This window comes from Bradyrhizobium lablabi (assembly GCF_001440475.1).
Classification (GTDB): domain Bacteria; phylum Pseudomonadota; class Alphaproteobacteria; order Rhizobiales; family Xanthobacteraceae; genus Bradyrhizobium; species Bradyrhizobium lablabi.
Genome location: NZ_LLYB01000086.1, coordinates 117,325 through 140,273, shown reverse-complemented (window position 1 = coordinate 140,273; position 22,949 = coordinate 117,325). Strand labels below are relative to the sequence as shown.

Below are 22,949 nucleotides of genomic sequence, written 5' to 3'. Positions count from 1 at the left end.
GCGCGTCAAACCCTGTCCGTCATTCCGGGGCGCAGGGAATGCGAGCCCGGATGACGACGGCAAGTTCACGCCGCAGCCGGCTTCTTGCCCTTCCCGTCCGCGAGATTGCGCACGATGACGTAGAAGATCGGCGTGAACACCAGGCCGAACAGCGTCACCCCGAGCATGCCGAAGAACACCGCGACACCGACGGCTTGACGCATCTCCGAGCCGGAGCCGGTCGAGATCACCAGCGGCAGCACGCCGAGGATGAAGGCAAACGACGTCATCAGGATCGGCCGCAAGCGCAACCGGCAGGCTTCGATGACGGCGTCCAGACGCGCCTTTCCTTCCAGCTCGATATCGCGCGCGAACTCGACGATGAGAATGGCGTTCTTGGCGGCGAGCCCCACCAGCACCACGAAACCGATCTGGGTCAGGATGTTGATGTCCAGCCCCATGATCCGCACGCCGATGGTCGCGGCGAGCAGGCACATCGGCACGATCAGGATGACGGCGAATGGCAGGCTCCACGATCCATATTGCGCCGCCAGCACCAGGTACACGAACAGCACGCAGATCGGGAAGACGTAGAGGCCGGCATTGCCGCCGGTGACCTGCTGGTACGAAAGATCGGTCCATTCGAACGAGAAGCCGCTCGGCAGCGTTTCCTCCGCCAGCTTCTTCATGGTGTTGATCGCGGTGGCCGAACTCGTGCCCGGCAACGCCTCGCCTTGCAACTCCGCCGCCGGATAGAGATTGTAGCGGGCGACGCGGTCAGGACCTGAAACGTCGCGGAAATCCACCACGCTGCCGAGCATCACCATGTCGCCGGCGGCGTTGCGGGTGCGCAACCGCGCCAGATCGGTCCGCTCTTTTCTGAACGGCAGGTCGGCCTGGGCAGTGACGTGATAGGTGCGGCCGAACAGGTTGAAGTCGTTGACGTAGGTCGAGCCGAAATAGGTCTGGATGGTTTCGTTGACGTTCGCAATCGGCACGCCCAGTTTCTGCGCCTTGACCCGATCGATATCGACGAAAAGCTGCGGCGTATTGGCCGTGAACGGCGAGAACACCTGCGTCAGCCCAGGCGCCTTGCGCGCCGCGTTGACGAGTTCGTCGTTGGCGGCGGCCAGCAGTTCGGGGCCGCGGCCCTGACGATCCTGGACCCGCATCGTGAAGCCACCCCCGGTGCCGATGCCCGGCACCGGCGGCGGCGGAATGACGATGATGAACGCGCCCTGAATCGCGGACAGACGCTTGCGCAAATCCGCCGTGATCGCAGCCGCAGTCAGCCCTTTCTTGTGACGCTCTTCCGGTTCCGCGAACACCGGGAAGAGGGCCGCCGCATTGCCCGCCTGGGTTCGGGTCGCGCCCGAAAATCCCGCGAATGCCGCAACGCGGATGATGCCCGGGGTATCCAGCGCCGCTTTCTCGATCTGACGGACGATGTCGGTGGTGCGCGCCAGCGACGCCGCGCCCGGCAATTGCGCCGACACGATGACATAGCCGCGGTCCTGCGCGGGAATAAACCCTTGCGGCGTAGTGGCGAGCAGCCATCCGGCGCTGCCGATCAGCGCCACATACAACAGCAGCATCACGACCGAATGCCGGATCACGAAATCGGCCACGCTGGCGTAGCCATGCGACAGCCGGTCGAAGCCGCGATTGAACAGGCCGGTAAACCAATCCCAGCCGCGCGAGATGAAATTCCAGCTTGCCGCCGGCCGCTTCTCGCCATGCGGTTGCAGGATCAGCGAGGCCAGCGCCGGCGAAAGCGTCAGCGAGCAGAAACAGGAAATTGCAGTCGCGACCGCAATGGTGACGGCAAACTGCTGGAAGAACTGCCCGGAGATGCCGCCCAGAAACGCCGTGGGCACGAACACTGCGCACAGCACGAGCGCGATCGAGACCAGCGCGCTGCCGACCTCCTCCATCGTCTTGAGCGCGGCATCGCGCCGGCTCATGCCATGCTCGAGATGCCGTTCGACGTTTTCCACCACCACGATGGCGTCGTCGACGACAATACCGACCGCGAGCACGAGCCCGAACAAGGTGAGATTGTTGATGGAGAATCCGAGCGCCGCCATCACGGCGAAGGTACCGACCAGCGATACAGGGATGGCGATGATCGGGATGATCGCCGGCCGCCAGCCCTGCAGGAACACCAGCACGACGATGACGACCAGCAGCATCGCCTCGTAGATCGTCTTGATCAGTTCGTGGACGGATTGCGCGATGAATTCGGTGGGGTTGTAGCCGATGTTGTAGTCGAGGCCCTTTGGAAAGCGCGTCTTCAACTTCTCCATGGTATCGGAAATGTTTTTCGCGGTCGCCAGCGCGTTCGATCCCGGCCGCTGCGTCACCAGCAGCGCGACCGCCGATTTCCGCAGCAGAAAGCTGTTGGTCGAATAGGACAACGCGCCGAGTTCGATCCGCGCCACGTCGCGCAGCCGCACGATGCGGCCGTCGGCGCCGGCCCTGACCACGATGTCCTCGAACTGCTTCTGATCCTTCAGGCGCCCGGTAAAGGTGAGATTGGGCTGGAACGCGCGGTCGGCGATCGGCGGCTCGCCGATCTGCCCGCCCGTGATCTGCAGGTTCTGCGCACGGATCGCGGCCACTATTTCGGCGGAAGTCAGACCGAGCGTTGCGATCCGGTCCGGATCGAGCCACAGCCGCATCGAGTAGTCGCGGGCGCCGAACATCTGGATGTCGCCGATGCCGTCGACGCGGAGCAACTCGTCGCGCACCTGCAGCAGCGCATAATTGCTGATATAGAGCTGGTCGAAGCTGTCGTCCGGCGACAGCATGAAGACCACCATCAGGATGTCGGGACTGTTCTTGCGGGTGACGACGCCGTTGCGCTGCACCTCTTCCGGCAGCCGCGGTTGCGCGATCGCGACCCGGTTCTGCACCAGCACCTGCGCCTTGTCGAGATCGGTGCCGAGCTTGAAGGTGACCGTGATGGTCAGATTGCCGTTCGAGGTGGCCTGGCTGTAGAGATACAGCATGTCCTCGACGCCGTTGATCTCCTGCTCGATCGGGGCTGCGACCGTGTCGGAGACGGTTTGCGCGGTGGCGCCCGGATATTGCGTGGTGACGACGACGGTCGGCGGCACCACCTGCGGATATTCCGAAACCGGCAGCGTGGTATAGGCGATGGCGCCGACAATCAGCAGCACGATCGACAGCACCATCGCCAGGATGGGCTGGTTGATGGAGAGCCGGCCGAGATTCATGTTTTGCCACCGGCAGGCTTGATTTCGGCCGTCTGCGGAGTGACTTTTGCGCCCACACGCGCCCGCTGCAGGCCGTCGATGATGACGCGATCTTCCGGCTTCAGGCCCTCGCGGATCACGCGCAGCCCCTCATCGAGCGGCCCGAGCACCACCTGCCTCTCCTCGACCGTGTTGTCGTCCTTGACGACAAAGACGATCTTGCGCGACTGGTCGGTCGCAATCGCGGTATCCGGCAACAGCAGGGCCTCGTAAGGCGAACTGCCGATGATCCGGACGCGACCGAACTGCCCGGGCAGAATCGAAAGGTCCTTGTTGGGGATGACCGCGCGGCTGCGCAGCGTGCCGGTCGAGGCGTCGAGGCGATTGTCGAGGAAATCCATCTTGCCGTCATGCGAGGGCTTGGTCTCGCCCGTCAGCGTCACCTGCACCGGATTTGGTGTATCGCGCGAGCTCGGCCGCTTGCCTTCGAACCAGAGCTTGCTGTTGCGCTGGTAGGTCGCCTCATCGACGTCGAAATAGATGTAGATCGGATCGAGCGAGACAATCGAGGTCAGCAGCGTGGCGCCGCCCTCGCTGCCCTGCACGAGATTGCCTGGGGTGACGAGATGACGGCTGACGCGGCCGGTGATCGGCGCCATTACATGGGTGAACTCGATATTGAGCTTGGCGGCCTTGAGCGCGCCCTCGGCCTGCATCTCGGCCGCGCGCGCCGCCTGCAGGGTCTGGCGGCGCTGGTCGACGATGGAATCAGACACCGCCTGGGTCTGGTTCAAGGTCAGCGCCCGGTCGAGTTCGCGTTTGGCGAGTTCTCCCTTCGCGCGCGCGTCCGACAACTGGCCGTCGGCCTGCTCGGCGACCGCCTCGAACGGACGGGCGTCGATCACATACAGCAGATCGCCCGTGCGCACGATGGCGCCGTCGCGGAATTCGACCGATGTCACGAAGCCGCCGACCCGGGCACGGACCTGGACTTCCTGCACCGCCTCGAACCGGCCGGTGAATTCATCCCAGTCCGTAACCGTGCGCTTCACCGGCTGCGCCACGGTGACGGGCGGCGCCGGGGGAGCCGCCTGTTGCGCCGGCTTGTTGTCGCAGGCGGACAGCGCCAGCACGAGCACAGGGGCCAGCCAGTTGAGGCGGCGAAGTGAATGATTACCGATGGCTGCCGGTGCAGCCGGACTTTCCAATTGCTCAGTCGTGCTCAATCCCATCTCTTCTGCACTCACTACATCCTGATCGATGGAAGCGGCTGCCGTGGAACCTTGAAGGCGGAGGCCACAGATGTGATCAGTTCCCAGTCTCGTCAAGAACCCGGCGGGATCAAGCACAATCGTTATGCATCCGCGTAGCCAACGCCCTGCGCACCGCGGATTTCACTCTTTCCGCACTGCGATGAAGGCGGGACCATCGCGACGAGGGCCCAGCTAATCGCCACCTGATGACGAAAACGTGACATCGTGAGAGAGCGTCGCGCTCCCCGCCCTCTCGTCATTCCGAGGGTGCGCACTCCGGAATGACGGGATGCTCAATCATCGGATGGGTGAAGCGAAGCGATACCCATCAACCCCGGTGCGCATGGCGATGGGGATCGCTTCGCTCCACCCATCCTACGAGACCCTCGCCCGCATCATCTTCGGGCATGACGTGCCTGATTTCCTCCGCTAACCTTGCTGGCAAGGCCCGCGATAAGGGCCAGAAAATGTCCGGGGAGGACGAGAGTGCACAGAGGGCGTGTCGTATTCGGCGCCATGGACGAGGTCGTGTTCGGACGGCCGGCGGCCGAGGCGCTCGTCGAGCAGTTGAACCGGCTCGGCGCCACACGCGCCTTTCTGATGGTCAGCGGCACCCTCAACCGCCAAACCGACGTAATCGACAACATCCGCCGCGCGCTGGGGCCGCGCTGCGCCGGCACCTTCGACGCGATGCCGCCGCACACGCCGCGCTCGGCCGTCATCGCGGCCAGCGAACAGGCCCGCGCCGCGAATGCGGACCTCATCGTCACCATCGGCGGCGGCTCCATCACCGACGGCGCCAAGGCGGTGCAGCTCTGCCTCGCCAACGATATCCGCAATCCTGAGGACATCGACCGGATCAAGGCCGGTCGCGGCGGCCGACCGCAACTGGCCGCGCCGACCGTGCGCCAGATCAGCGTGCCGACGACGATCGCCGGCGGCGAGTTCTCCGCTACCGCCGGCGTCACCGACGAGAAGACCAGGGTCAAGGAAGCGCTGCGCCATCCGCTGATCATGCCGCGCGCGGTGATCCTCGATCCCTGGCTCAGCCTGCACACACCGGAATGGCTATGGCTTTCGACCGGCATCCGCGCCGTCGACCATTGCGTCGAAGGCATCTGTTCGCGCGAGGCGCACCCTTATGGCGACGCCCAGGCGCTGAAGGGCCTGTCGATGCTGGCGCAGGCGCTGCCGCGGGCAAAGGCGGATGCCAAAGATCTCGACGCACGGATGGATTGCCAGATCGGGACCTGGCTTTCGACCGGACCATTGGCTTCGGGGGTGCCGATGGGCGCCAGCCACGGCATCGGCTACGTCCTCGGCGCCGAGTTCGGCGTTCCACACGGCTACACTTCCTGCGTGATGCTGCCCTCGGTGATGCGCTGGAACAAGACGGCCAATGCCGAACGCCAGGCGCTGGTTGCTGGCGCCATGGGGCACCCGAACGAGGACGCCGGCGGCGTGCTCGACCGGTTCATTCGTGGCCTCGGCATGCCGCGCAGCCTGCGCGAGGTCAACGTCGGCTCCGAGCATTTCGACCGCATCGCGCAGGCCGCGATGGCAACGCCCTGGGTGCCGCGCAATCCGCGCAAGATCGAGGGGCCGGCGCAGGTGCGCGAGATTCTGGACATGGCCGCGTAGGGGGACCGAACTCAAGATGTACACCGGCAAGCACGTTCATCTTCGCCCGCTGCAGCCCGCCTTCATCATGGCGAGTACGGGCGAAGCCGTCACCTATCGCGAGCTGGATGCCCGCTCCAACCGCCTGGCGCATCTGTTTCGCCGTCGCGGCCTCAAGCGGCTCGACCACTATTCGATCTTCATGGAGAACAACAGCCGTTATCTCGAGGCCTGCGGCGCGGGCGAGCGCTCGGGCCTCTATTACACCTGCGTGAACTCCTATCTGACGGCGAGCGAGCTCGCCTACATCCTGACCAACAGCCAATCGCGCATCCTCATTACGTCGAAGGAAAAGCTAGATGTGGCGCGCGAGGCACTGAAGGAATGTTCCAAGGTCGAACTCTGCATCGTTGCCGATGGCGACGGCGAAAGCGAGCGCATCGTCGGCCTGCAAGAAGTAGCGGCTGATATGCCGCACACCCCGATCGCCGACGAGTGTGTTGGCACCGCGATGCTTTATTCCTCCGGCACTACCGGCCGCCCGAAGGGGATTTTGCGTCCGCTGCCGGAACTGGCGGCCGATCAGCAATTGCCGCTGTTCGATTTCCTGGTGAAGATCTGGCAGTACCGCGAGGGCATGATCTATTTGTCGCCCGCACCGCTCTACCACTCAGCGCCGCAGGCCGCCGTCAACCTCACGATCAAGATGGGCGGCACTGCCATCATCATGGAACGGTTCGATCCCGAACAGTACCTCGAACTGGTTCCGAAATGGGGCGTGACGCACACCCAGCTCGTGCCGACGATGTTCTCGCGCATGCTGAAACTGCCGGAGGAAGTGCGCAAGCGCCACGACCTCTCATCCCTCGAGATCGCGATCCATGCCGCGGCGCCCTGCCCCGCCGCCGTAAAGGACGACATCATCAAGTGGTGGGGCCCGATCATTCATGAATATTACGGCGCCACCGAAGGGCTCGGCTTCACCTCCTGCGACAGCGAGCAATGGCTGGCCCATCGCGGCACCGTAGGCCGGGTGCTGCTCGGCGAGCTGCATATCCTTGATGAGAACATGAAAGCGTGCCCGGTCGGCACATCGGGCACGGTGTGGTTCAAGACTGCCACGCCGTTCGAATATTTCAACGATCCGGCCAGGACCCAGGAGGCCCGCTCGGCCGACGGCACCATGAGCACGGTCGGCGACGTCGGCTATGTCGACGATGACGGCTATCTCTATCTGACCGACCGCGCGACCTTCATGATCATCTCCGGCGGCGTGAATATCTATCCGCAGGAATGCGAGAACCTCCTGATCACCCATCCCAAGATCGCCGATGCCGCGGTGTTCGGGGTGCCGAATCCCGATCTCGGCGAGGAGGTGAAGGCTGTGGTGCAGCCGATGCCGGGCGTTTCGCCGGGACAGGAACTGGCCGACGAGTTGATCGCCTTCTGCAGGCAGTCGCTGTCGCGCCAGAAAGTGCCGCGCTCGATCGACTTCGAGGCGGAACTGCCGCGGCTTCCGACCGGCAAGCTCTACAAGCGCCTGCTGCGGGATCGCTACTGGGGCAACAAGACCTCGCGGATCGTCTGAGAATGCGACGATGTGAGATGGTGAAGCCGAACGCCGACGTCGTGATGTCCGGTGGTGCGGTGCATCATCGGGTGAGGCATTTTGGCGCGAGCCGCGAGCGGCTGCATTGCAACGAACCTGCCGGTTTCGCAAAAAACAGGGTACGCGGCGCGCGTGTTCCGCCACACGGATTTCGATTACGTCGAATTGCCAACTGTCACACGGGCTTGCCCGGTTGCCCGGACGGATCGTCATGCTATCGTCCCATGCAATCGGCCAGTTGAGACCGAACGATGTGGAGGGGAATCATGCGGAGCGTTCATGCGCTTGCCGCCGCGGCGTTGTTGTTGCTGCCGGCTTACGACCTTGCCTCGGCGGAGCCGAAACAGGGCGGCATCCTCCGGGTCTATCACCGCGACAGCCCCGGCAGCGCCTCGATCCATGAAGGCGCGACCTATTCGATCAATGTTCCCTTCATGCCGGTCTTCAACAACCTCGTCATGTTCAAGCAGGACGTGGCGCAGAACAGCGTCGAATCAATCGTCCCCGACCTCGCTGAGAGCTGGGCATGGAGCAGCGACAACAAGAAGCTGACCTTCAAGCTGCGGCAGGGCGTCAAATGGCACGACGGCAAGCCGTTCACGTCGGCCGACGTCAAATGCACCTTCGACATGCTGATGGGCAAGTCGCAGCAGAAGTTCCGGCAAAACCCGCGAAAATCCTGGTACGACCAGGTCAGCGATGTGACCGTCAACGGCGACTTCGAAGCATCGTTCGAACTGAAGCGGCCGCAGCCGGCGCTGCTGTCGCTGCTCGCCTCGGGCTACACGCCGGTCTATCCCTGCCACGTCTCTCCGGCCGACATGCGTACCAAGCCGGTCGGCACCGGGCCGTTCAAATTCGTCGAGTTCAAGGCCAACGAATCGATCAAGCTGACCAAAAATCCCGATTACTGGAAGAAGGGCCTGCCGCACCTCGACGGCATCGAATTCACCATCATCCCCAACCGCTCGACGGCTATTCTCGGGTTTGTGTCCGACAAATTCGACATGACCTTCCCGACCGAAGTGTCGATCCCGCTGCTCAAGGAGGTCAAGGCGCAGGCGCCGAAGGCGGTCTGCGTGGTCGAGCCGATCAACGTTTCGACCAACATCATCGTCAATTCCTCCGCCCCGCCGTTCGACAATCTCGATATCAGGCGTGCGCTGGCGCTGGCGCTGGATCGCAAGGCGTTCATCCAGATCATGTTCGAGGGGCAGGCCGATATCGGCGGAACCATGTTGCCGGCGCCGGGCGGCCTGTGGGCGATGCCGAAGGAAATGCTGGAATCGATTCCGGGCTACGGCCCCGACATCAATGCCAACCGCGAAGAGGCGCGCAAGCTGATGCAGAAGGCCGGCTATGGCCCCGACAAGCGCCTCGCGGTCAAGGTCGCCACCCGCAACATTCCGATCTACCGCGACCCCGCCGTGATCCTGATCGACCAGATGAAGAACATCTATATCGACGGCGAGCTCGACGTCGTCGACACCGCGCAATGGTTCCCGAAGGTCGCGCGCAAGGATTACTCGCTCGGCCTCAACCTCACCGGAAACGCGGTCGACGACCCCGACCAGTCGTTCTACGAGAACTATTCCTGCGGCTCGGAGCGCAACTACACCAACTACTGCAACAAGGAGATCGAAAAACTGTTCGATCAGCAGTCGGCCGAGACCGACAAGGAGAAGCGCAAGAAGCTGGTCTGGGAGATCGACAAGAAGTTGCAGGAAGACGTGGCGCGGCCGATCATCTTCCACGGCCGTACCGGGACGTGCTGGCATCCTTACGTCAAGGGCATCACCGTGATGGTGAACAGCTCCTATAACGGCTATCGTTACGAAGACGTCTGGATGGACAAGTAATGTCCAGTCACGATAGCGTTTTCGAGCGAAGCGGGTTCCGGTTCGCGTGAAGAGAACGCGTCAAAGCAAAGAACGAGAGCCCGGTTCTGATGCTTCAGAACCGAGCGCGCGCCAGCCGATGAGTCAGGGAGAGTAGCCGGGTGTTTGCTTACATCGTGCGACGCCTCGCCTTGATGCTCGTGACCCTGATCGGGATCTCGATCATCATCTTCGTGCTGCTGCGCGTCGTCCCCGGCAACATCGTCGACATCCTGTTCGACGCCGCCGGCTTCGTCGATCCGACCGACAAGGCCAATCTCGAAAAGGAGCTTGGCCTCAACCTGCCGATCTACCAGCAATATCTGAACTGGATCGGCGGGCTACTGCACGGCGATCTCGGCTATTCCTATGTCTCGGAAAAGCCGGCGCTGCAGGAAATCCTGCCGCGCATTCCGATCACTGCGCGGCTGGCGGCGCTGGCGCTGTTGTTCTCGGCCTCGATCGGCATCCCGTTGGGCGTGCTGAGCGCCGTCCACCAGGGTTCAAAACTCGATTATACGCTCCGCGTCGTCAGCCTCAGCGGCCTGTCGCTGCCCTCGTTCTGGCTTGGGCTATTGATCCTGATGGCGTCGGTCTCGCTGTTCGGCAGCATGCCGATCTACAATCCGAATCCAAAGACCTGGACGGAGGCGTTCGCGATCTATGCCGTGCCGGCGATGGCGGTCGGCTTTCGCAGCGCCGCGCTGACCATGCGCATCACGCGCTCCTCGATGCTGGAAATCCTGCGGCAGGATTATATCCGTACCGCGCGCGCCAAGGGCGCTTCGGAGGCGTCGGTCAATTATCGCCACGCGCTGAAGAACGCCATTCTGCCCGTCATCACCGTGATCGGCATCGAGGCGGCGTTCCTGATCGGCGGGCTGATCGTCACCGAAACCGTATTCAATATTCCCGGCGTCGCCCGCTTCCTGGTCGAGGCGCTGCGCTGGCGCGATTATCCCATCGTCCAGAATCTCGTGATGCTGATCGCCGTGGTCGTGGTGGTCGCAAACTTCACCGTCGACATGCTTTACGCCGCGATCGACCCGCGCATCCGGTATGGGGACTAGCCGCGTGACCACGATCAACTTCGACAATGAACTGAGGCGGGCCGGCGCGCATTCGACGCATGGCTGGCGCCGGCTGCTGTTCCTGGCGCAGCGCTATATGCTTGGCACGTTCGGCCTCATCATCATGGTGCTGTTCGTCTGGATGGCGATCTCGGCCGACCTGATCTGCCGCTTCAGCCCGCTCAGCGTCGATTCCGCGCACCGGCTGGCGCCGCCCGACGCCCTGCACTGGATGGGCACCGATTCATTCGGCCGCGACGTCTGGAGCCGGATCGTTCATGGCGCGCGCATTTCGCTTGCCGTCGGCATCGGCGCCACCGCGCTCGGCTCCACGCTCGGCGTCATCGTCGGGCTCGCATCGGGCTATCTGTCGGGCTGGGTCGACCTCCTGTTCCAGCGCGTCACCGACATCCTGCAGGCACTGCCGCTTCTGGTGCTGGCGCTGGTGATGACGGCGGCGCTCGGGCCGTCGCTGCCGAACGTGATCATCGCCATCGCGATTCCACTGATTCCGACCGTCGCCCGCGTGATCCGTGCCAATACGCTGGCGCTGCGCGAATTGCCCTTCGTCGAAGCCGCCAAATCGATCGGCATGAGCGAGACCCGCATCGCGCTGCGCCATGTGTTGCCCAACACGCTGGCCCCCTTGATCGTGCTGGCGACCGCGCAGCTCGGCTCCACCATCCTTACCGAGGCCTCGCTGTCGTTCCTCGGCCTCGGCATACCCGAGCCCTATCCGTCCTGGGGACGCATGCTGTCGGAATCGGCCGCCGAATATGTCCGCACCGCGCCGTGGCTCGTGATCTTCCCGGGAGTCGCCATCTCGCTTGCCGTGTTCGGCACCAATCTGTTCGGCGATGCGCTGCGCGACATCCTCGACCCGAGGCAACGCGGCTGATGAACGAGGCGCGTAAGGACGACACCATTCTCGACGTGAAGAACCTGCAGACGGTGTTCTTCACCAATTCCGGCCTGTTCCGGGCGGTCGACGACGTCTCGTTCAACGTCCGCCGCGGCGAGACGCTGGCGATCGTTGGCGAATCCGGCTGCGGCAAGAGCGTGACCGCGCTCTCGGTGATGCGGCTGGTGCCGGATCCGCCGGGCCGCGTGGTCGGCGGCTCGGTGACGCTGGAAGGCACCGATCTGCTCAGTCTCGATGAAGCCGAGATGCGCAAGATCCGCGGCAACCGGATGTCGATGATCTTTCAGGAGCCGATGACCTCGCTCAACCCGGTGATGCGGATCGGCGACCAGATCACCGAGGTGCTGCGCCTGCACCAGGAGATGACGTCCAAGGAAGCCTGGGCCAAGGCGGTCGAGATGCTGCGACTGGTCCGCATTCCCGAGCCGGACCGGCGCGCGCAGGAATATCCGCACCAGCTCTCCGGCGGCATGCGCCAGCGCGCCATGATCGCGATGGCGCTGGCGTGCCGGCCGGCGCTGCTGATCGCGGACGAGCCGACCACGGCGCTCGACGTAACGATCCAGGCGCAGATTCTGGCGCTGATCGTCGACCTGCAGAAGACGCTCGGCACCGGCCTGATCCTGATCACGCACGACCTCGGCGTGGTGGCGCAGACCGCCCAGCGCGTTATCGTCATGTATGCCGGCAAGAAGGTCGAGGAAGCGACCGTGGAGGAGCTCTTCGCGAATCCGAAGCATCCCTATACGCGCGGGCTGATGGCCTCAATGCCGGCGGTGATCTCGTTCGGCGCCAAAACCGACGCGCGGCTGAACGAAATTCCCGGCATGGTGCCGTCGCTGACCAACCTGCCGCCGGGCTGCGCCTTTGCCCCGCGCTGCAGCCTCGCCATCGACCGCTGCCGCGCCGAATATCCGCCGCTGCAGGAAGTCGACGGCGACCATTTTGCAGCCTGCTGGCGCGCGACCGAACTGGTGGGCGCGCCATGACCGAACAACGCCCCCTCCTCGAGGTAACCGACCTCGTCAAGCATTACGCGGTGCGCGGCGGCATTCTGCGCCGGCGCGTCGGCACCGTGCACGCCGTCGACGGCGTCAGTTTCTCCGTCGCCAAGGGCGAGACGCTCGGGCTGGTCGGGGAATCCGGCTGCGGCAAATCGACGGTCGCGCGCAGCGTGCTGCGGCTGGTGGAGCCATCGAGCGGCGCCATCAAGCTCAACGGCACCGACATCACCGGCCTCAGCAAGGCCGAGATGCGACCGCATCGGCGCTCGATGCAGATCGTGTTCCAGGACCCGTTTGCCTCGCTCAACCCGCGCATGACCGCGGGCGACATCGTCGGCGAACCGCTTGGCGTACACGGTCTGGCGACCGGCCGCGCGCAGCAGGAACGCGTCGCCGAACTGTTCGCGCAGGTCGGCCTGCGTTCCGACCAGATGAAGAATTATCCTCACCAGTTCTCCGGCGGGCAGCGGCAGCGCATCTGCATCGCACGCGCGCTGGCGCTCGGGCCAAGCCTGATCGTGTGCGACGAGCCGGTCTCGGCGCTGGACGTCTCGATCCAGGCGCAGGTGATCAATTTGTTGATCGACCTGCAGCGCAAGAACGATTTTTCGTATTTGTTCATCGCCCACGACCTCGCCGTCGTCGCCCATATCAGCCACCGCGTCGCCGTGATGTATCTCGGCCGCATCGTCGAGATCGCCGACAAGACCGAGCTGTTCGCCAACCCGCGCCATCCCTACACGCAGGCGCTGCTGGCATCGGTCCCGGTCGCCGATCCCAAGGCGAAGAAGCTGGCGCCGATGATCGACGGCGACGTCCCGAGCCCGATCAACCCGCCCTCCGGCTGCGCCTTCCACACCCGCTGCCGCTACGCGATGGACCGCTGCAAGTTGGAACGCCCGGTGCTGGTGAAGGCCGGCGGGCGGCATGAGGTGGCGTGCTGGCTGAATGGCGGGACGGGCCGGACGGAGTAACTTCTCCGTCTCCACCGTCATTGCGAGCGAAGCGAAGCAATCCATGCCTCAGCACGGGGACAGATAGATTGCTTCGTCGCTGCGCTCCCTTGCACAAGCGCTTCGCGTTTGTCGCAGGCAATGACGGCGGAGGCAGCTACGCCGCCGCAATCTCCACGACGATCCTGCCTGTCGTCACCTGCTCACCCTCGGCCACATCGATCGCCGACACTGTGCCCGCGACGCCCGCCGTGTGCACATGCTCCATCTTCATCGCCTCCAGCGTCATCACCGGCTGACCGGCGGCAACCTGATCGCCCGGCTGGACCAGCACCGCCACCACGCGGCCGTTCATCGCCGCGCGCACCTTGCCGTCGCCGCCGGCAGCAGACGCGGATTCCGGCGCTGCAAGCGTCAGGTCGCGGACAGAAATCGTGGCTCCGCGGTGCAGGAAATACAGCCGGTCTCCATCGCGCAGAAACCTGGCCGATTCCATCACGCCGTCGGTACGGAAGCGGATCGTCTCGCGATCCAGTTGGTCAATCTCGAAACGAAGCTCGCTGCTATCGACGGCGGCGACATAACCGCCGTCGCGGTCGCGCACGATGTCCACCTCAAGCACACCATGGCCGAGATCGATCCGCATCGTCAGCGGAAACGTCGCTGCCAGACTGCGGCCGCTACGCCAAGGCGGCGCATGGGGATTGGTGACGTAGAGCAACAGCGCCGTCAGCGCGGCGTCCGCCTTGTCGTCGGCGCGGGGCGCCAGCAATTCGTCGCGATGTTCGCCGATGAAAGCCGTGGTCGCTTCGCCCCTGGCGAAGCCGGGATGACGCAAGCAGGAAATCAAAAATCCCTGATTGGTGGTCACGCCGAACGCCGCCGTCTGCTCCAGCCCGCAGATCAGCCGGCCGCGTGCTTCGTTGCGATCGGCGCCGTGGCTGATGATCTTGGCGATCATCGAATCATAGAACGGCGGAATCTCCGAACCGGATTGCAACGCGTGCTCGACGCGAATGCCCTCAGGCATCTGCCATAGCGCCATGGTGCCGGATTGCGGCATGAAATCATGGTCGGCGTCTTCCGAGCACAGCCGCACCTCGATGGCATGGCCGGAGAATTTGACGTCTTCCTGCCTGAGCCCGAGCGGCTCGCCCGCGGCGATGCGCAACTGCAGTTCGACCAGATCGAAGCCGGTGATGGCCTCAGTGACGGAATGCTCGACCTGCAGCCGCGTGTTCATTTCCATGAAATAGAATTCGCCGGATGGATCGAGCAGGAATTCCAGCGTGCCCGCGCCCTCATAGCCGATCGACTTGACGGCATTGACGGCGACAGCCCCCATCCGCGCCCGCAAGTCGCCCGTCACCTTCGGCGACGGCGCCTCCTCGATCAGCTTCTGGTGCCGCCGCTGCACCGAGCAATCACGTTCGCCGAGATGGACGGCATTGCCGTAGCGATCACCGAACACCTGAATCTCGATGTGGCGGGGATCGACGATGGCGCGCTCCAGAATGACGGCGGGATCGCCGAACGCGCCCTGCGCCTCCGAGCGCGCGCTGCGCAGCGCATCCGGAAATGCCGCGGCATCCTCAACCAGCCGCATGCCGCGCCCGCCGCCGCCGGCGACCGCCTTGATCATGACGGGGAAGCCGATCTCTTTGGCCTCCGCCAGCATCACGGCATCGCCCTGGTCCGCGCCCTGATAGCCGGGCACGACAGGCACGCCCGCTTTTTGCATGATCTCCTTGGCACCGGCCTTGTTGCCCATCGCCCGGATCGCTTCCGGCGATGGCCCGATGAAGACCAGCCCGGCATCGCGACACGCCTGCGCAAAATCCTCGTTCTCGGCGAGGAAGCCGTAGCCCGGATGCACCGCGGTCGCACCGCTGGCCTTGGCCGCGGCGATGATGGCGTCAATCCGCAAGTAAGATTGCGCCGGCAGCGCCTCGCCGATCCGCACCGCAGAATCAGCCTCGCGCACATGCAGTGCGTCGCGGTCGGCATCGGAATAGACGGCGACCACGCCATAGCCGAGCCGGCGCGCGGTGCGCATGATCCGTAGCGCGATCTCGCCGCGGTTGGCGACCAGAATCTTGAAGAACGGCGTCCGCTTCATTGGCATCCCGCTCATGGCCGGGCGACCGAGAATTGCATGCGCTGCGGCGTGCGGGCCTCGGCCTCGCGGCAGATCGCCAGCACTTCGGCGAGCACGCTGCGGGTATCGCGGGGATCGATGACGCCGTCGTCGAGCACGCGCGCGCTGGTGGAGAACACGTCCATCTGGCCATCGAACACACCGGTGATCTGCGCCTTCATGGCGTCGAGCTTTTCCTTCTCGATCGGCTTGCCGCGCCTGACAGCCGCGGCCTCGGTGACGATCGCCATGGTCTCGGCCGCTTGCTCGCCGCCCATCACGGCGGTCTTGGCGTTGGGCCAGGAGAAGCAGAAGCGCGGATGAAAGCCGCGCCCGCACATGCCGTAATTCCCGGCGCCGAACGAAGCCCCGCAATAGAGCGTGATCTGCGGCACGGTCGCCGACGTCACCGCCTGGATCATCTTGGAGCCGTGCTTGATCATGCCGGCCTCTTCGTAGGCCTTGCCGACCATGTAGCCGGTGGTGTTGTTCATGTAGAGGATCGGCGTGCGCGACTGACAGCAGGCCTGGATGAAGTGCGTCGCCTTGTTGGCGCCGGGCACGTCGAGCGGGCCATTATTGGTGATGATGCCGATCGCCTGCCCTTCGATCCGGGCGTGGCCGCACACGGTGGCGGCCCCGTAGTTCGCGCCGAACTCGGTGAAATCCGAATCGTCAACGAAACGCGCGATGGCCTGGCGCATGTCGACGGGACGCTTGTGGTCCATCGGCATGATGCCGAGCAATTCCTCCGCATCGTAGCGCGGCGGCTTGAACGAAGCTTCCGCCGGCTTTGGCCGGTCCCATTCCATATTGGCCATGATGTCGCGCGCGATGCGCAGCGCATCGCGATCGTCTTCGGCCAGATAGTCGCCGAGACCCGAGATGGAGGTGTGCATCTCCGCGCCGCCGAGTTCCTCCTCCGTTGCAATCTCTCCCGTCGCCGCCTTCAACAGCGGCGGGCCAGCGAGGAAAGCGCGGGTGCGGCCGCGGACCATCACGATGTAGTCGGACAATCCGGTCTGGTACGCACCGCCTGCGGTCGACGAGCCATGCGTCACGGTGACGACGGGCAAGCCGGCCGCCGAGAGCCGCGCCAGATTGCGAAAAATGTTGCCGCCACGAATAAAATCCTCGACGCGGTAGCGCAGCAGATTGGCGCCAGCACTTTCGACCAGTTGCACGTAAGGCAGCTTGTTTTCCAGCGCCAGTTCCTGCACCCGCAGCGTCTTGTCGAGGCCGTAGGGCTGCAGCGCGCCGGCGTCGATGCCGGAATCATTGGCGCTGACCATGCAGCGGATGCCAGAGACGAAACCGATGCCCGCGACCACGCCGCCACCCGGCACGCTCTTTTCCGCATCCGGGACGTCGAACATGTATCCGGCGAGCGTCGACAGTTCGATGAAGGGCGAGCCAGGATCGAGCACCAGTGCCACGCGCTCGCGCGGCAGCAATTGCCCGCGCTTGTGGAAGCGATCCTTGGCTGCTGCCGATGCGGCGCGCGTGCGATTCTCCAGCGCGCGCATCCGCGCGATCAGCGCCAGCATGCCGTCGCGGTTGACTTTGAAGGCGGCGCTGGAAGGAACGATGGTGTTTTCGATCGTTGCCATCTGCTAACCTATCGCGTCATTTTGGGAGCGCCGGAGGCTTGACGCTTCGTCATTGCCTTGCACAAACGCGAAGCGTTTGTGCAAGGGAGCGAAGCGACTAACGCATCCGTTATGCCGCGCGATGGATTGCTCGCTTCGCTCGCAATGACGCCGGGCACGACTGTCAATGCCTCGTCCCGAAAATCTGCCGTGCCTCCGCGGGGCTCGCGATCTCGCGGCCGGCGCGCCGGGCGCAGGCGGCGATGGCTTCGACGAGTTGCCCGTTCGAGGTCACCTTGGTGCCGTCGGCGAGATAGAAAGTATCCTCCAGCCCGGTGCGCAGATGCCCGCCGAGATCGGCGCAGCGCTGGTGCAGCGGCCAGATTTCGACGCGGCCTATCGCGGTCACCTGCCAATGCGCTTCCGGCAATTTCAGCTTCAGCAGGATCGGCAACAATTCGGGGTCGGCTGGCATGCCCGAGGCAACACCCATCACGAAATTATATTCGAGCGGGCCGGAATACATGCCGGTCTGCCGGTACATGCCGACGCAGCGGACGATACCGACGTCGAAACATTCGAACTCCGGAATCGTGCCAGCTTCCTTCATGACGTCGAGATAGTCCTGCACCTTCTCGACCGCATTATCGAACATCATCGGCGGCCAGGCCCAGGTATTGTCAGCCTTCACCTTGAGATAATTCAGCGAGCCGGCATTGCAGGCCGCGATCTCGGGCCTGGTCTCGCGCACGCAATCGAGCGCGCCCTGATATTTCGGGCCCGAGGTACCCGTGGTGTGGTTGATGATGACGCCCGGGCAGGCCTCGCGGATGGCCTGCTGGATTTCCTTGCTCACGCCAACGTCCCAGGACGGCAGGTGCCCCTTGTTCGGCTCCTGCTGGCGCAGGTGAACGTGCATGATGCTGGCGCCGGCGTCGAAGGCCGCCTTGGCCTCGCGCGCCATCTGTTCCGGCGTAACCGGCACGTTATGCTGCTTCGGATCGGTCAGCACGCCGTTCAGCGCGCAGGTAATGACGGCCTTGTCGCCCATGGATCAGCCTTCGAATGCAAGACGGGATCGCGAAAAATCCAGCGCGATCATGCGTTCCGCATCAGCCGGCTTCTTGCGTTCACCCGCTATCCGGCGCTCGCATGGCGATGACTATAGATCGCCAGATCGCGCGAGCCGGAAAAGATCGCGCGCGGCTTCAGGCCGTAGAAGCGGCGGATCGAATGGCTGAAATGCGTGGAGTCGGGATAGCCGATGTCCTGCGCCAGATGCGCAAGGTTGATGTCCTGGTTGGCGAAGTGCAGCAGGTGCCGCGCCCGCTTCCAGGCGCGGAACGAGCGGAAGGAGATGCCGGTCTCTTCCTTGAACAGATGCAGGAAGCGCGACGGCGATAATCCTGCTTCCGTAGCGCAGCTTGCCGCCGTCACCGGCTCGCCGGAGAATTTTCCGATCTGCAGAATCGCGTGCGCCACGCGGGGATCGAGTTCGCGCTGTGGCAGGATCTCGCCGAGGCACAACGAATCGAATTCGGCGCTGGAGAAATCGTTACCGGCGTGATGCTCGCGCAGTTCGCGATAGGCGGCGCGGATGCGGCTGGCGAACGCTACGCCCTCAGGCCCCGCAAGACGCAGCGCCAGCTCTTCGAGCACACCGGGACGAACGCTCTCCGGTTCGATCACGACGCTGAGCACCGAGCGATGATCGCTGGCGATGGTGTGCCTGATGTTCGGCAACAACGCGACTATCTCGCCATGGCTTTCCTGACCGTCTTCGGTGGTGAGCCAGAGGCTTCCCTCGATCGCGACATAGATGTTGAACCCGCCCGAGCAGCGTTGCCGGGGCCGACCGAGCAGGCCGGCATAGAACACGCGCTCCGGGGTGATCAGCATCAGATGGCCGGATTTGTGGCCGGTATCGTCCATGGCTCGTCCTCCCCGCGCGGCTCTTTGGCCGCTGCGATGGCGTCAACCATAGCGGAAATTCGGTCTCTGTCACGGACGGGGAAAGGTTAATTCGGGGCAGACCCCCCGCCCCGTCACGCGCGTATCCGCGGCGCGACGTTTTGCTCGATGCCCGCCTTGCGTTCGGCCGCAACCGCGCGCTGGTAGCCCTCGCGTTCCTGCAACCGGGCCCAATACGCCGCGACATTGGGCCCGAAATCCTTGGCGAGCCCAATATTGCCGGCCAGCCGTAGCGCATAACCATTGACGATGTCGGCGGCGGTGAAGCGACCGGCGCACAGATTTTCGCCATTGGCGGTCGCTGCCTCGACCGCGCGCAGCCGGCCGAGGAACCATTTGGCGTAGTCGCCGGCCACTTGCGGGTTCCGCCGTTCTTCCGGCTCGAGCTGGCTGTATCTCAGCACCAGCGTTTGCGGAAAGGTCAGCGTGGCGTCGCTGAAATACATCCAGTTCAGGAAGGCGCCGTAGGCCGGATCATCCATCCCCACCACCAGCGGCGTCGGGCCGTATTTGGTGCCGAGGTAATAACAGATGCCTGATGACTCCGTCATCCTGGTCTCGCCGTCGATCATGAACGGAATGGTGCCGAGCGGATTGATCGCGAGATATTCCTTGGCCAGCACCCGCGGCGGGAACGGCAACATCTTCAGCTCGTATGGCAGCCCCATCTCTTCCAGCATCCAGAGCGGACGGAACGAGCGTGCGCCGTCGCAGTGATAGAGCGTGATCATCAGGCGTTCCCTTTTGTTACTCTGGTCCGTTCTTATTGGTTTTTCGGCAACGTGCCCATCATCTTGCATAGCACCGTCAGCATCACCTCGTCGGCGCCGCCGCCGATCGAGGTCAGGCGGCTGTCGCGATAGGCCCGGCTGACCGGCGTCTCGTTCATGAAACCCATGCCGCCCCAGAACTGCAGGCAGGCGTCGGTGAGTTCGCGGCCCAGCCGACCGGCCTTCAGTTTCGCCATGGTCGCGAGCCGCGTCACGTCCTCGCCCGCGATCAGCGCCTCGGCGGCGCGATAGATCAGCGCGCGCAACAGCTCGACCTCGGTCTGCATCTCCGCGAGCTTGAAATGAACCGTCTGGTTATCGAGGATCGATTTTCCGAACGCCTTTCGGTTGCGGGTGTATTCGATGGTCTCTGATATGATGAATTCATGCGCCTTGAGGCAGGCCGCCGCGCCCCACAGCCGCTCCTCCTGGAACTGCACCATCTGATAGGTAAAGCCCTTGCCCTCCTCACCGATCCGGTTGCGCTTGGGCACGCGGACATTGTCGAAGAAAATTTGCGCCGTGTCGGAGGAGCGCATGCCCATCTTGTCGAGCTTGCGCGCGACCTGCACGCCTTTGCTCTTCATCGGCACGCAGATCAGCGACTTGTTTCGATGAACCTGATCGTCAGAGGTATTGGCGAGCAAGCAGATCCAGTCGGCCTGCACGCCGTTGGTGATCCACATCTTGCCGCCATTGATGACGTAGTCGTCGCCATCAGCGCGCGCATTGGTCTTGATCGAGGCGACGTCGGAGCCGGCGCCCGGCTCGGAGACGCCGATGCAGGCCACCGCGTCACCCGCAATCGCGGGGCTAAGAAACTCGCGGCGCACCTCGTCCGAGCCGAACCGCGCCAGCGCAGGCGTCGCCATATCAGTCTGCACGCCGATCGCCATCGGCACGCCGCCGCATGTGATGGCACCGAGCTCTTCGGCCATCATCAGCGCATAGGAGTAATCGAGCCCCTGCCCGCCGAATTCGACCGGCTTGTTGAGCCCGAGAAAGCCGAGATCGCCGAGCTTCTTGAACAGTTCATGCGCCGGGAAGATGTCGTTCTTCTCCCATTCGTCGACGAAGGGATTGATCTCCGCGGCGATGAACTTTTGCAGGATGCGGCGAGGTTCGTCGTGGTCGGCAGTAAACAGCATGAACCCTGTCTTTCGTGATTCCGCTTTAGCGCGCCATCATCTGTGAAGCGCGGCCACGCGGGACGATGCCGAAAAGCCATGCGACGAACTTGCGCTGAGTGGCTGTCCGTAGCGGTAGCGAAGCAAGCCGCTTCTACTTCCGGCAATTTGGCGTTGCACCGCGTTTCATCCTAGGATGTGCGAGCGAGGTGGACAATGCGGAAATCGGGGCGGCGATTGCGGGGTTCGAAGACGATTGGGCCCGGAAAGGACGAAGCGGACGACGTCCTGACGGACTCAGCAAGCCTGGACATGAAGGCATGGGTCGCCGCATTGAGCACGGTCCCGACCGGACCGATAACGGACGATCAAATCCTCATCTGGGTCGAGGGACCGCTGCGCCGCTTCTTTCCGTTTCAGCGATTCCTCGGCGGATACGGCCGCCTGTCCGGCGGTCGTATCCGGATGCAAACGCTGCTGACGAGCGGCCATCAAGCAGAATTCATCGCCAGCCTGGAAGATGCGTTCAATCTGGCATCGCGGGGCTGCTTTGCATGGTGGGTGCAAAATCGCGCGGCCTTCATTCTCAATCCGTCGTGCCCGCCATCTTTCGCTACCGAGCGCGAAGTCGAAGAGATCAGGCGGTTCTCGCTCGGCGTTGTCGCGGCCCATGGCGTCGTCGATCCCTTCGCCAATGCCGGGACCTATATCAGCTTCTCCGGCATCGCGGCTGAGCACCCGGATCGCACGCGCGCTTCGCTCAATCTCGTCGCGCCGGTGCTGCACGCGCTATTCCTCGCCACGCAGCAGGTAGCGAGTTCATCGATCGACCTGTCGAAGCTCACGGAACGGCAGCGGCAATTGGTGGATCTGGCGCTGATGGGCCTGCCGGACAAAACGATCGCCACGCGTCTCGGCATCTCCGAGAATACCGTCGGCAATCATTTCCGCGGCATCTATGAACGGCTCGGTATCACCAAGCGCAGCCAGCTCATCGCAGCCTTGAAATAGGCCTGGATGGGCTTAGCACGTACGTGCCATCGACCGGGCGGCGTAACCGGTGCTGTTGTTGCGGCAGGATCCTCACACAAGGTGATCTGCCATGACAACCATCGTCTTAACCTCGCTGCTAATCGCGTCGGCCGCAGCCGCATTCATGATTTTAGAACGGGTTGCGCCGGGCCGTGAACTACCCAATGCACCGGGCTGGTACGGCCGGGCCGTGATCGTCACGTTGTTCCAGGTCGGCATCACGCTTGCCACCAACAGACTGTGGACCAACCTGTTCGGCAGCGCGTCGTTGTTCGAGTTGGACGCGCTGCAGCGACCGCTGCTCGAAGGATTCATCGGCTGGCTGGTCGGTACGTTCTTCTTCTACTGGTGGCACCGAATCCGTCACATGAACGGATGGTGGGTGCTGTTTCACCAGATCCACCATTCACCGGCCAGGATCGAGGCAATCACCTCGTTCTACAAGCATCCGGTCGAAATCCTTGCCGACAGCGCGCTTGCTGCCGCCATACTCTACCCGCTGCTGGGCTGCTCGTTGGAGGGCGCCATGTGGTTCACCGTCTTCGCGGCGACCGGCGAGTTTTTCTATCACTCCAATTACAAGTCGCCGCGCTGGCTGAAATATTTCATCCAGACCCCGGAGCTGCATTCACTGCATCACGAACTCGACGTCCATGCGGGCAACTTCGGCGACCTGCCGATCTGGGACCGCCTGTTCGGCACCTATCGCGACGCCGACGATTTTGCCGCCCACTGCGGCTTCCCGCGGCACAATGAGCGGCACCTGTCACGGATGCTGTTGTTCCAGGATGTGTATGACCGCCGGCCGTGAGCGGAGG

The 22,949-nt window shown here is 63.7% G+C and carries 17 protein-coding genes; 9 read left to right on the top strand and 8 right to left on the bottom strand.

The window, feature by feature from the left end; genetic code table 11:
* Positions 1–65: 65 nt before the first annotated feature.
* Both CQ14_RS24545 and CQ14_RS24540 read right to left on the bottom strand, forming a co-directional pair.
* Positions 66–3,218 (bottom strand): efflux RND transporter permease subunit, encoded by a 3,153-nt coding sequence (locus tag CQ14_RS24545; RefSeq protein WP_057860410.1) that lies wholly within the window; start codon positions 3,216–3,218, stop codon positions 66–68.
* On the bottom strand, positions 3,215–4,345 hold the full coding sequence (locus tag CQ14_RS24540) for an efflux RND transporter periplasmic adaptor subunit (protein ID WP_430650214.1): 1,131 nt from the start codon (positions 4,343–4,345) through the stop codon (positions 3,215–3,217). Before CQ14_RS24540 ends, CQ14_RS24545 begins: the two co-directional genes overlap by 4 nt.
* A gap of 591 nt (positions 4,346–4,936) precedes the next feature.
* Here CQ14_RS24540 and CQ14_RS24535 point away from each other — a divergent pair.
* The 7 genes from CQ14_RS24535 to CQ14_RS24505 all read left to right on the top strand — a co-directional run bounded on the left by CQ14_RS24535 (position 4,937) and on the right by CQ14_RS24505 (position 13,526).
* A complete protein-coding gene (locus CQ14_RS24535) occupies positions 4,937–6,091 on the top strand; it encodes an iron-containing alcohol dehydrogenase (RefSeq protein WP_057860408.1) in 1,155 nt (384 codons plus the stop codon).
* Between the two features lie 16 nt (positions 6,092–6,107).
* Positions 6,108–7,658: an AMP-binding protein gene (locus CQ14_RS24530; RefSeq protein ID WP_057860407.1), complete on the top strand. Its 1,551-nt coding sequence runs from the start codon at positions 6,108–6,110 to the stop codon at positions 7,656–7,658.
* A gap of 287 nt (positions 7,659–7,945) precedes the next feature.
* A complete protein-coding gene (locus tag CQ14_RS24525) occupies positions 7,946–9,538 on the top strand; it encodes an ABC transporter substrate-binding protein (protein WP_057860406.1) in 1,593 nt (530 codons plus the stop codon).
* 140 nt (positions 9,539–9,678) lie between these two features.
* Positions 9,679–10,626 carry an ABC transporter permease gene (locus CQ14_RS24520; protein ID WP_057860405.1) on the top strand — a complete coding sequence of 316 codons (948 nt, stop codon included), beginning with the start codon at positions 9,679–9,681 and terminating at the stop codon, positions 10,624–10,626.
* The gene (locus CQ14_RS24515; RefSeq protein WP_057860404.1) at positions 10,616–11,524 is read left to right on the top strand and encodes an ABC transporter permease; all 909 of its coding nucleotides are present in this window, start codon (positions 10,616–10,618) and stop codon (positions 11,522–11,524) included. The genes CQ14_RS24520 and CQ14_RS24515 overlap by 11 nt, the downstream gene beginning before the upstream one ends.
* On the top strand, positions 11,524–12,537 hold the full coding sequence (locus tag CQ14_RS24510) for an ABC transporter ATP-binding protein (RefSeq protein ID WP_057860403.1): 1,014 nt from the start codon (positions 11,524–11,526) through the stop codon (positions 12,535–12,537). Before CQ14_RS24515 ends, CQ14_RS24510 begins: the two co-directional genes overlap by 1 nt.
* The gene (locus CQ14_RS24505) at positions 12,534–13,526 is read left to right on the top strand and encodes an ABC transporter ATP-binding protein (protein WP_057860402.1); all 993 of its coding nucleotides are present in this window, start codon (positions 12,534–12,536) and stop codon (positions 13,524–13,526) included. The genes CQ14_RS24510 and CQ14_RS24505 overlap by 4 nt, the downstream gene beginning before the upstream one ends.
* A gap of 136 nt (positions 13,527–13,662) precedes the next feature.
* Here CQ14_RS24505 and CQ14_RS24500 read toward each other — a convergent pair whose 3' ends face one another.
* The 6 genes from CQ14_RS24500 to CQ14_RS24475 form a co-directional block, all read right to left on the bottom strand.
* Positions 13,663–15,639 carry an acetyl-CoA carboxylase biotin carboxylase subunit gene (locus CQ14_RS24500; protein ID WP_057860401.1) on the bottom strand — a complete coding sequence of 659 codons (1,977 nt, stop codon included), beginning with the start codon at positions 15,637–15,639 and terminating at the stop codon, positions 13,663–13,665.
* Positions 15,636–17,252, bottom strand: coding sequence for an acyl-CoA carboxylase subunit beta (locus tag CQ14_RS24495; RefSeq protein ID WP_057860400.1), 1,617 nt, complete (start codon positions 17,250–17,252; stop codon positions 15,636–15,638). Before CQ14_RS24495 ends, CQ14_RS24500 begins: the two co-directional genes overlap by 4 nt.
* Before the next feature lie 163 nt (positions 17,253–17,415).
* Complete coding sequence (locus tag CQ14_RS24490) at positions 17,416–18,282, bottom strand: beta-keto acid cleavage family enzyme (protein WP_057860399.1); 867 nt, start codon at positions 18,280–18,282, stop codon at positions 17,416–17,418.
* Positions 18,283–18,368: 86 nt separating this feature from the next.
* Complete coding sequence (locus tag CQ14_RS24485) at positions 18,369–19,163, bottom strand: helix-turn-helix domain-containing protein (protein WP_057860398.1); 795 nt, start codon at positions 19,161–19,163, stop codon at positions 18,369–18,371.
* A gap of 113 nt (positions 19,164–19,276) precedes the next feature.
* The gene (locus tag CQ14_RS24480) at positions 19,277–19,933 is read right to left on the bottom strand and encodes a glutathione S-transferase family protein (RefSeq protein ID WP_057860397.1); all 657 of its coding nucleotides are present in this window, start codon (positions 19,931–19,933) and stop codon (positions 19,277–19,279) included.
* 32 nt (positions 19,934–19,965) lie between these two features.
* Positions 19,966–21,120, bottom strand: a complete 1,155-nt coding sequence (locus tag CQ14_RS24475; protein ID WP_057860396.1) for an acyl-CoA dehydrogenase family protein — start codon at positions 21,118–21,120, stop codon at positions 19,966–19,968.
* Positions 21,121–21,411: 291 nt separating this feature from the next.
* Here CQ14_RS24475 and CQ14_RS24470 point away from each other — a divergent pair, with 291 nt between their 5' ends.
* Positions 21,412–22,110 carry a helix-turn-helix transcriptional regulator gene (locus CQ14_RS24470; RefSeq protein WP_245320479.1) on the top strand — a complete coding sequence of 233 codons (699 nt, stop codon included), beginning with the start codon at positions 21,412–21,414 and terminating at the stop codon, positions 22,108–22,110.
* A 91-nt stretch (positions 22,111–22,201) separates the two neighbouring features.
* Entirely contained in the window at positions 22,202–22,942 is a 741-nt protein-coding gene (locus CQ14_RS24465) for a sterol desaturase family protein (protein WP_057860394.1), read from the top strand.
* Positions 22,943–22,949: the final 7 nt, after the last annotated feature.

What these genes read in the sequence shown, in the direction of transcription:
- CQ14_RS24470 (WP_245320479.1), top strand. Translation starts at nt 21,412, where the DNA reads ATGAAGGCATGGGTCGCCGCATTGAGCACGGTCCCGACCGGACCGATA.
- CQ14_RS24465 (WP_057860394.1), top strand. Translation starts at nt 22,202, where the DNA reads ATGACAACCATCGTCTTAACCTCGCTGCTAATCGCGTCGGCCGCAGCC.
- CQ14_RS24495 (WP_057860400.1), bottom strand. Translation starts at nt 17,252, where the DNA reads ATGGCAACGATCGAAAACACCATCGTTCCTTCCAGCGCCGCCTTCAAA.
- CQ14_RS24510 (WP_057860403.1), top strand. Translation starts at nt 11,524, where the DNA reads ATGAACGAGGCGCGTAAGGACGACACCATTCTCGACGTGAAGAACCTG.
- CQ14_RS24500 (WP_057860401.1), bottom strand. Translation starts at nt 15,639, where the DNA reads ATGAGCGGGATGCCAATGAAGCGGACGCCGTTCTTCAAGATTCTGGTC.
- CQ14_RS24480 (WP_057860397.1), bottom strand. Translation starts at nt 19,933, where the DNA reads ATGATCACGCTCTATCACTGCGACGGCGCACGCTCGTTCCGTCCGCTC.
- CQ14_RS24525 (WP_057860406.1), top strand. Translation starts at nt 7,946, where the DNA reads ATGCGGAGCGTTCATGCGCTTGCCGCCGCGGCGTTGTTGTTGCTGCCG.
- CQ14_RS24515 (WP_057860404.1), top strand. Translation starts at nt 10,616, where the DNA reads ATGGGGACTAGCCGCGTGACCACGATCAACTTCGACAATGAACTGAGG.
- CQ14_RS24475 (WP_057860396.1), bottom strand. Translation starts at nt 21,120, where the DNA reads ATGCTGTTTACTGCCGACCACGACGAACCTCGCCGCATCCTGCAAAAG.
- CQ14_RS24530 (WP_057860407.1), top strand. Translation starts at nt 6,108, where the DNA reads ATGTACACCGGCAAGCACGTTCATCTTCGCCCGCTGCAGCCCGCCTTC.
- CQ14_RS24490 (WP_057860399.1), bottom strand. Translation starts at nt 18,282, where the DNA reads ATGGGCGACAAGGCCGTCATTACCTGCGCGCTGAACGGCGTGCTGACC.
- CQ14_RS24485 (WP_057860398.1), bottom strand. Translation starts at nt 19,163, where the DNA reads ATGGACGATACCGGCCACAAATCCGGCCATCTGATGCTGATCACCCCG.
- CQ14_RS24505 (WP_057860402.1), top strand. Translation starts at nt 12,534, where the DNA reads ATGACCGAACAACGCCCCCTCCTCGAGGTAACCGACCTCGTCAAGCAT.
- CQ14_RS24545 (WP_057860410.1), bottom strand. Translation starts at nt 3,218, where the DNA reads ATGAATCTCGGCCGGCTCTCCATCAACCAGCCCATCCTGGCGATGGTG.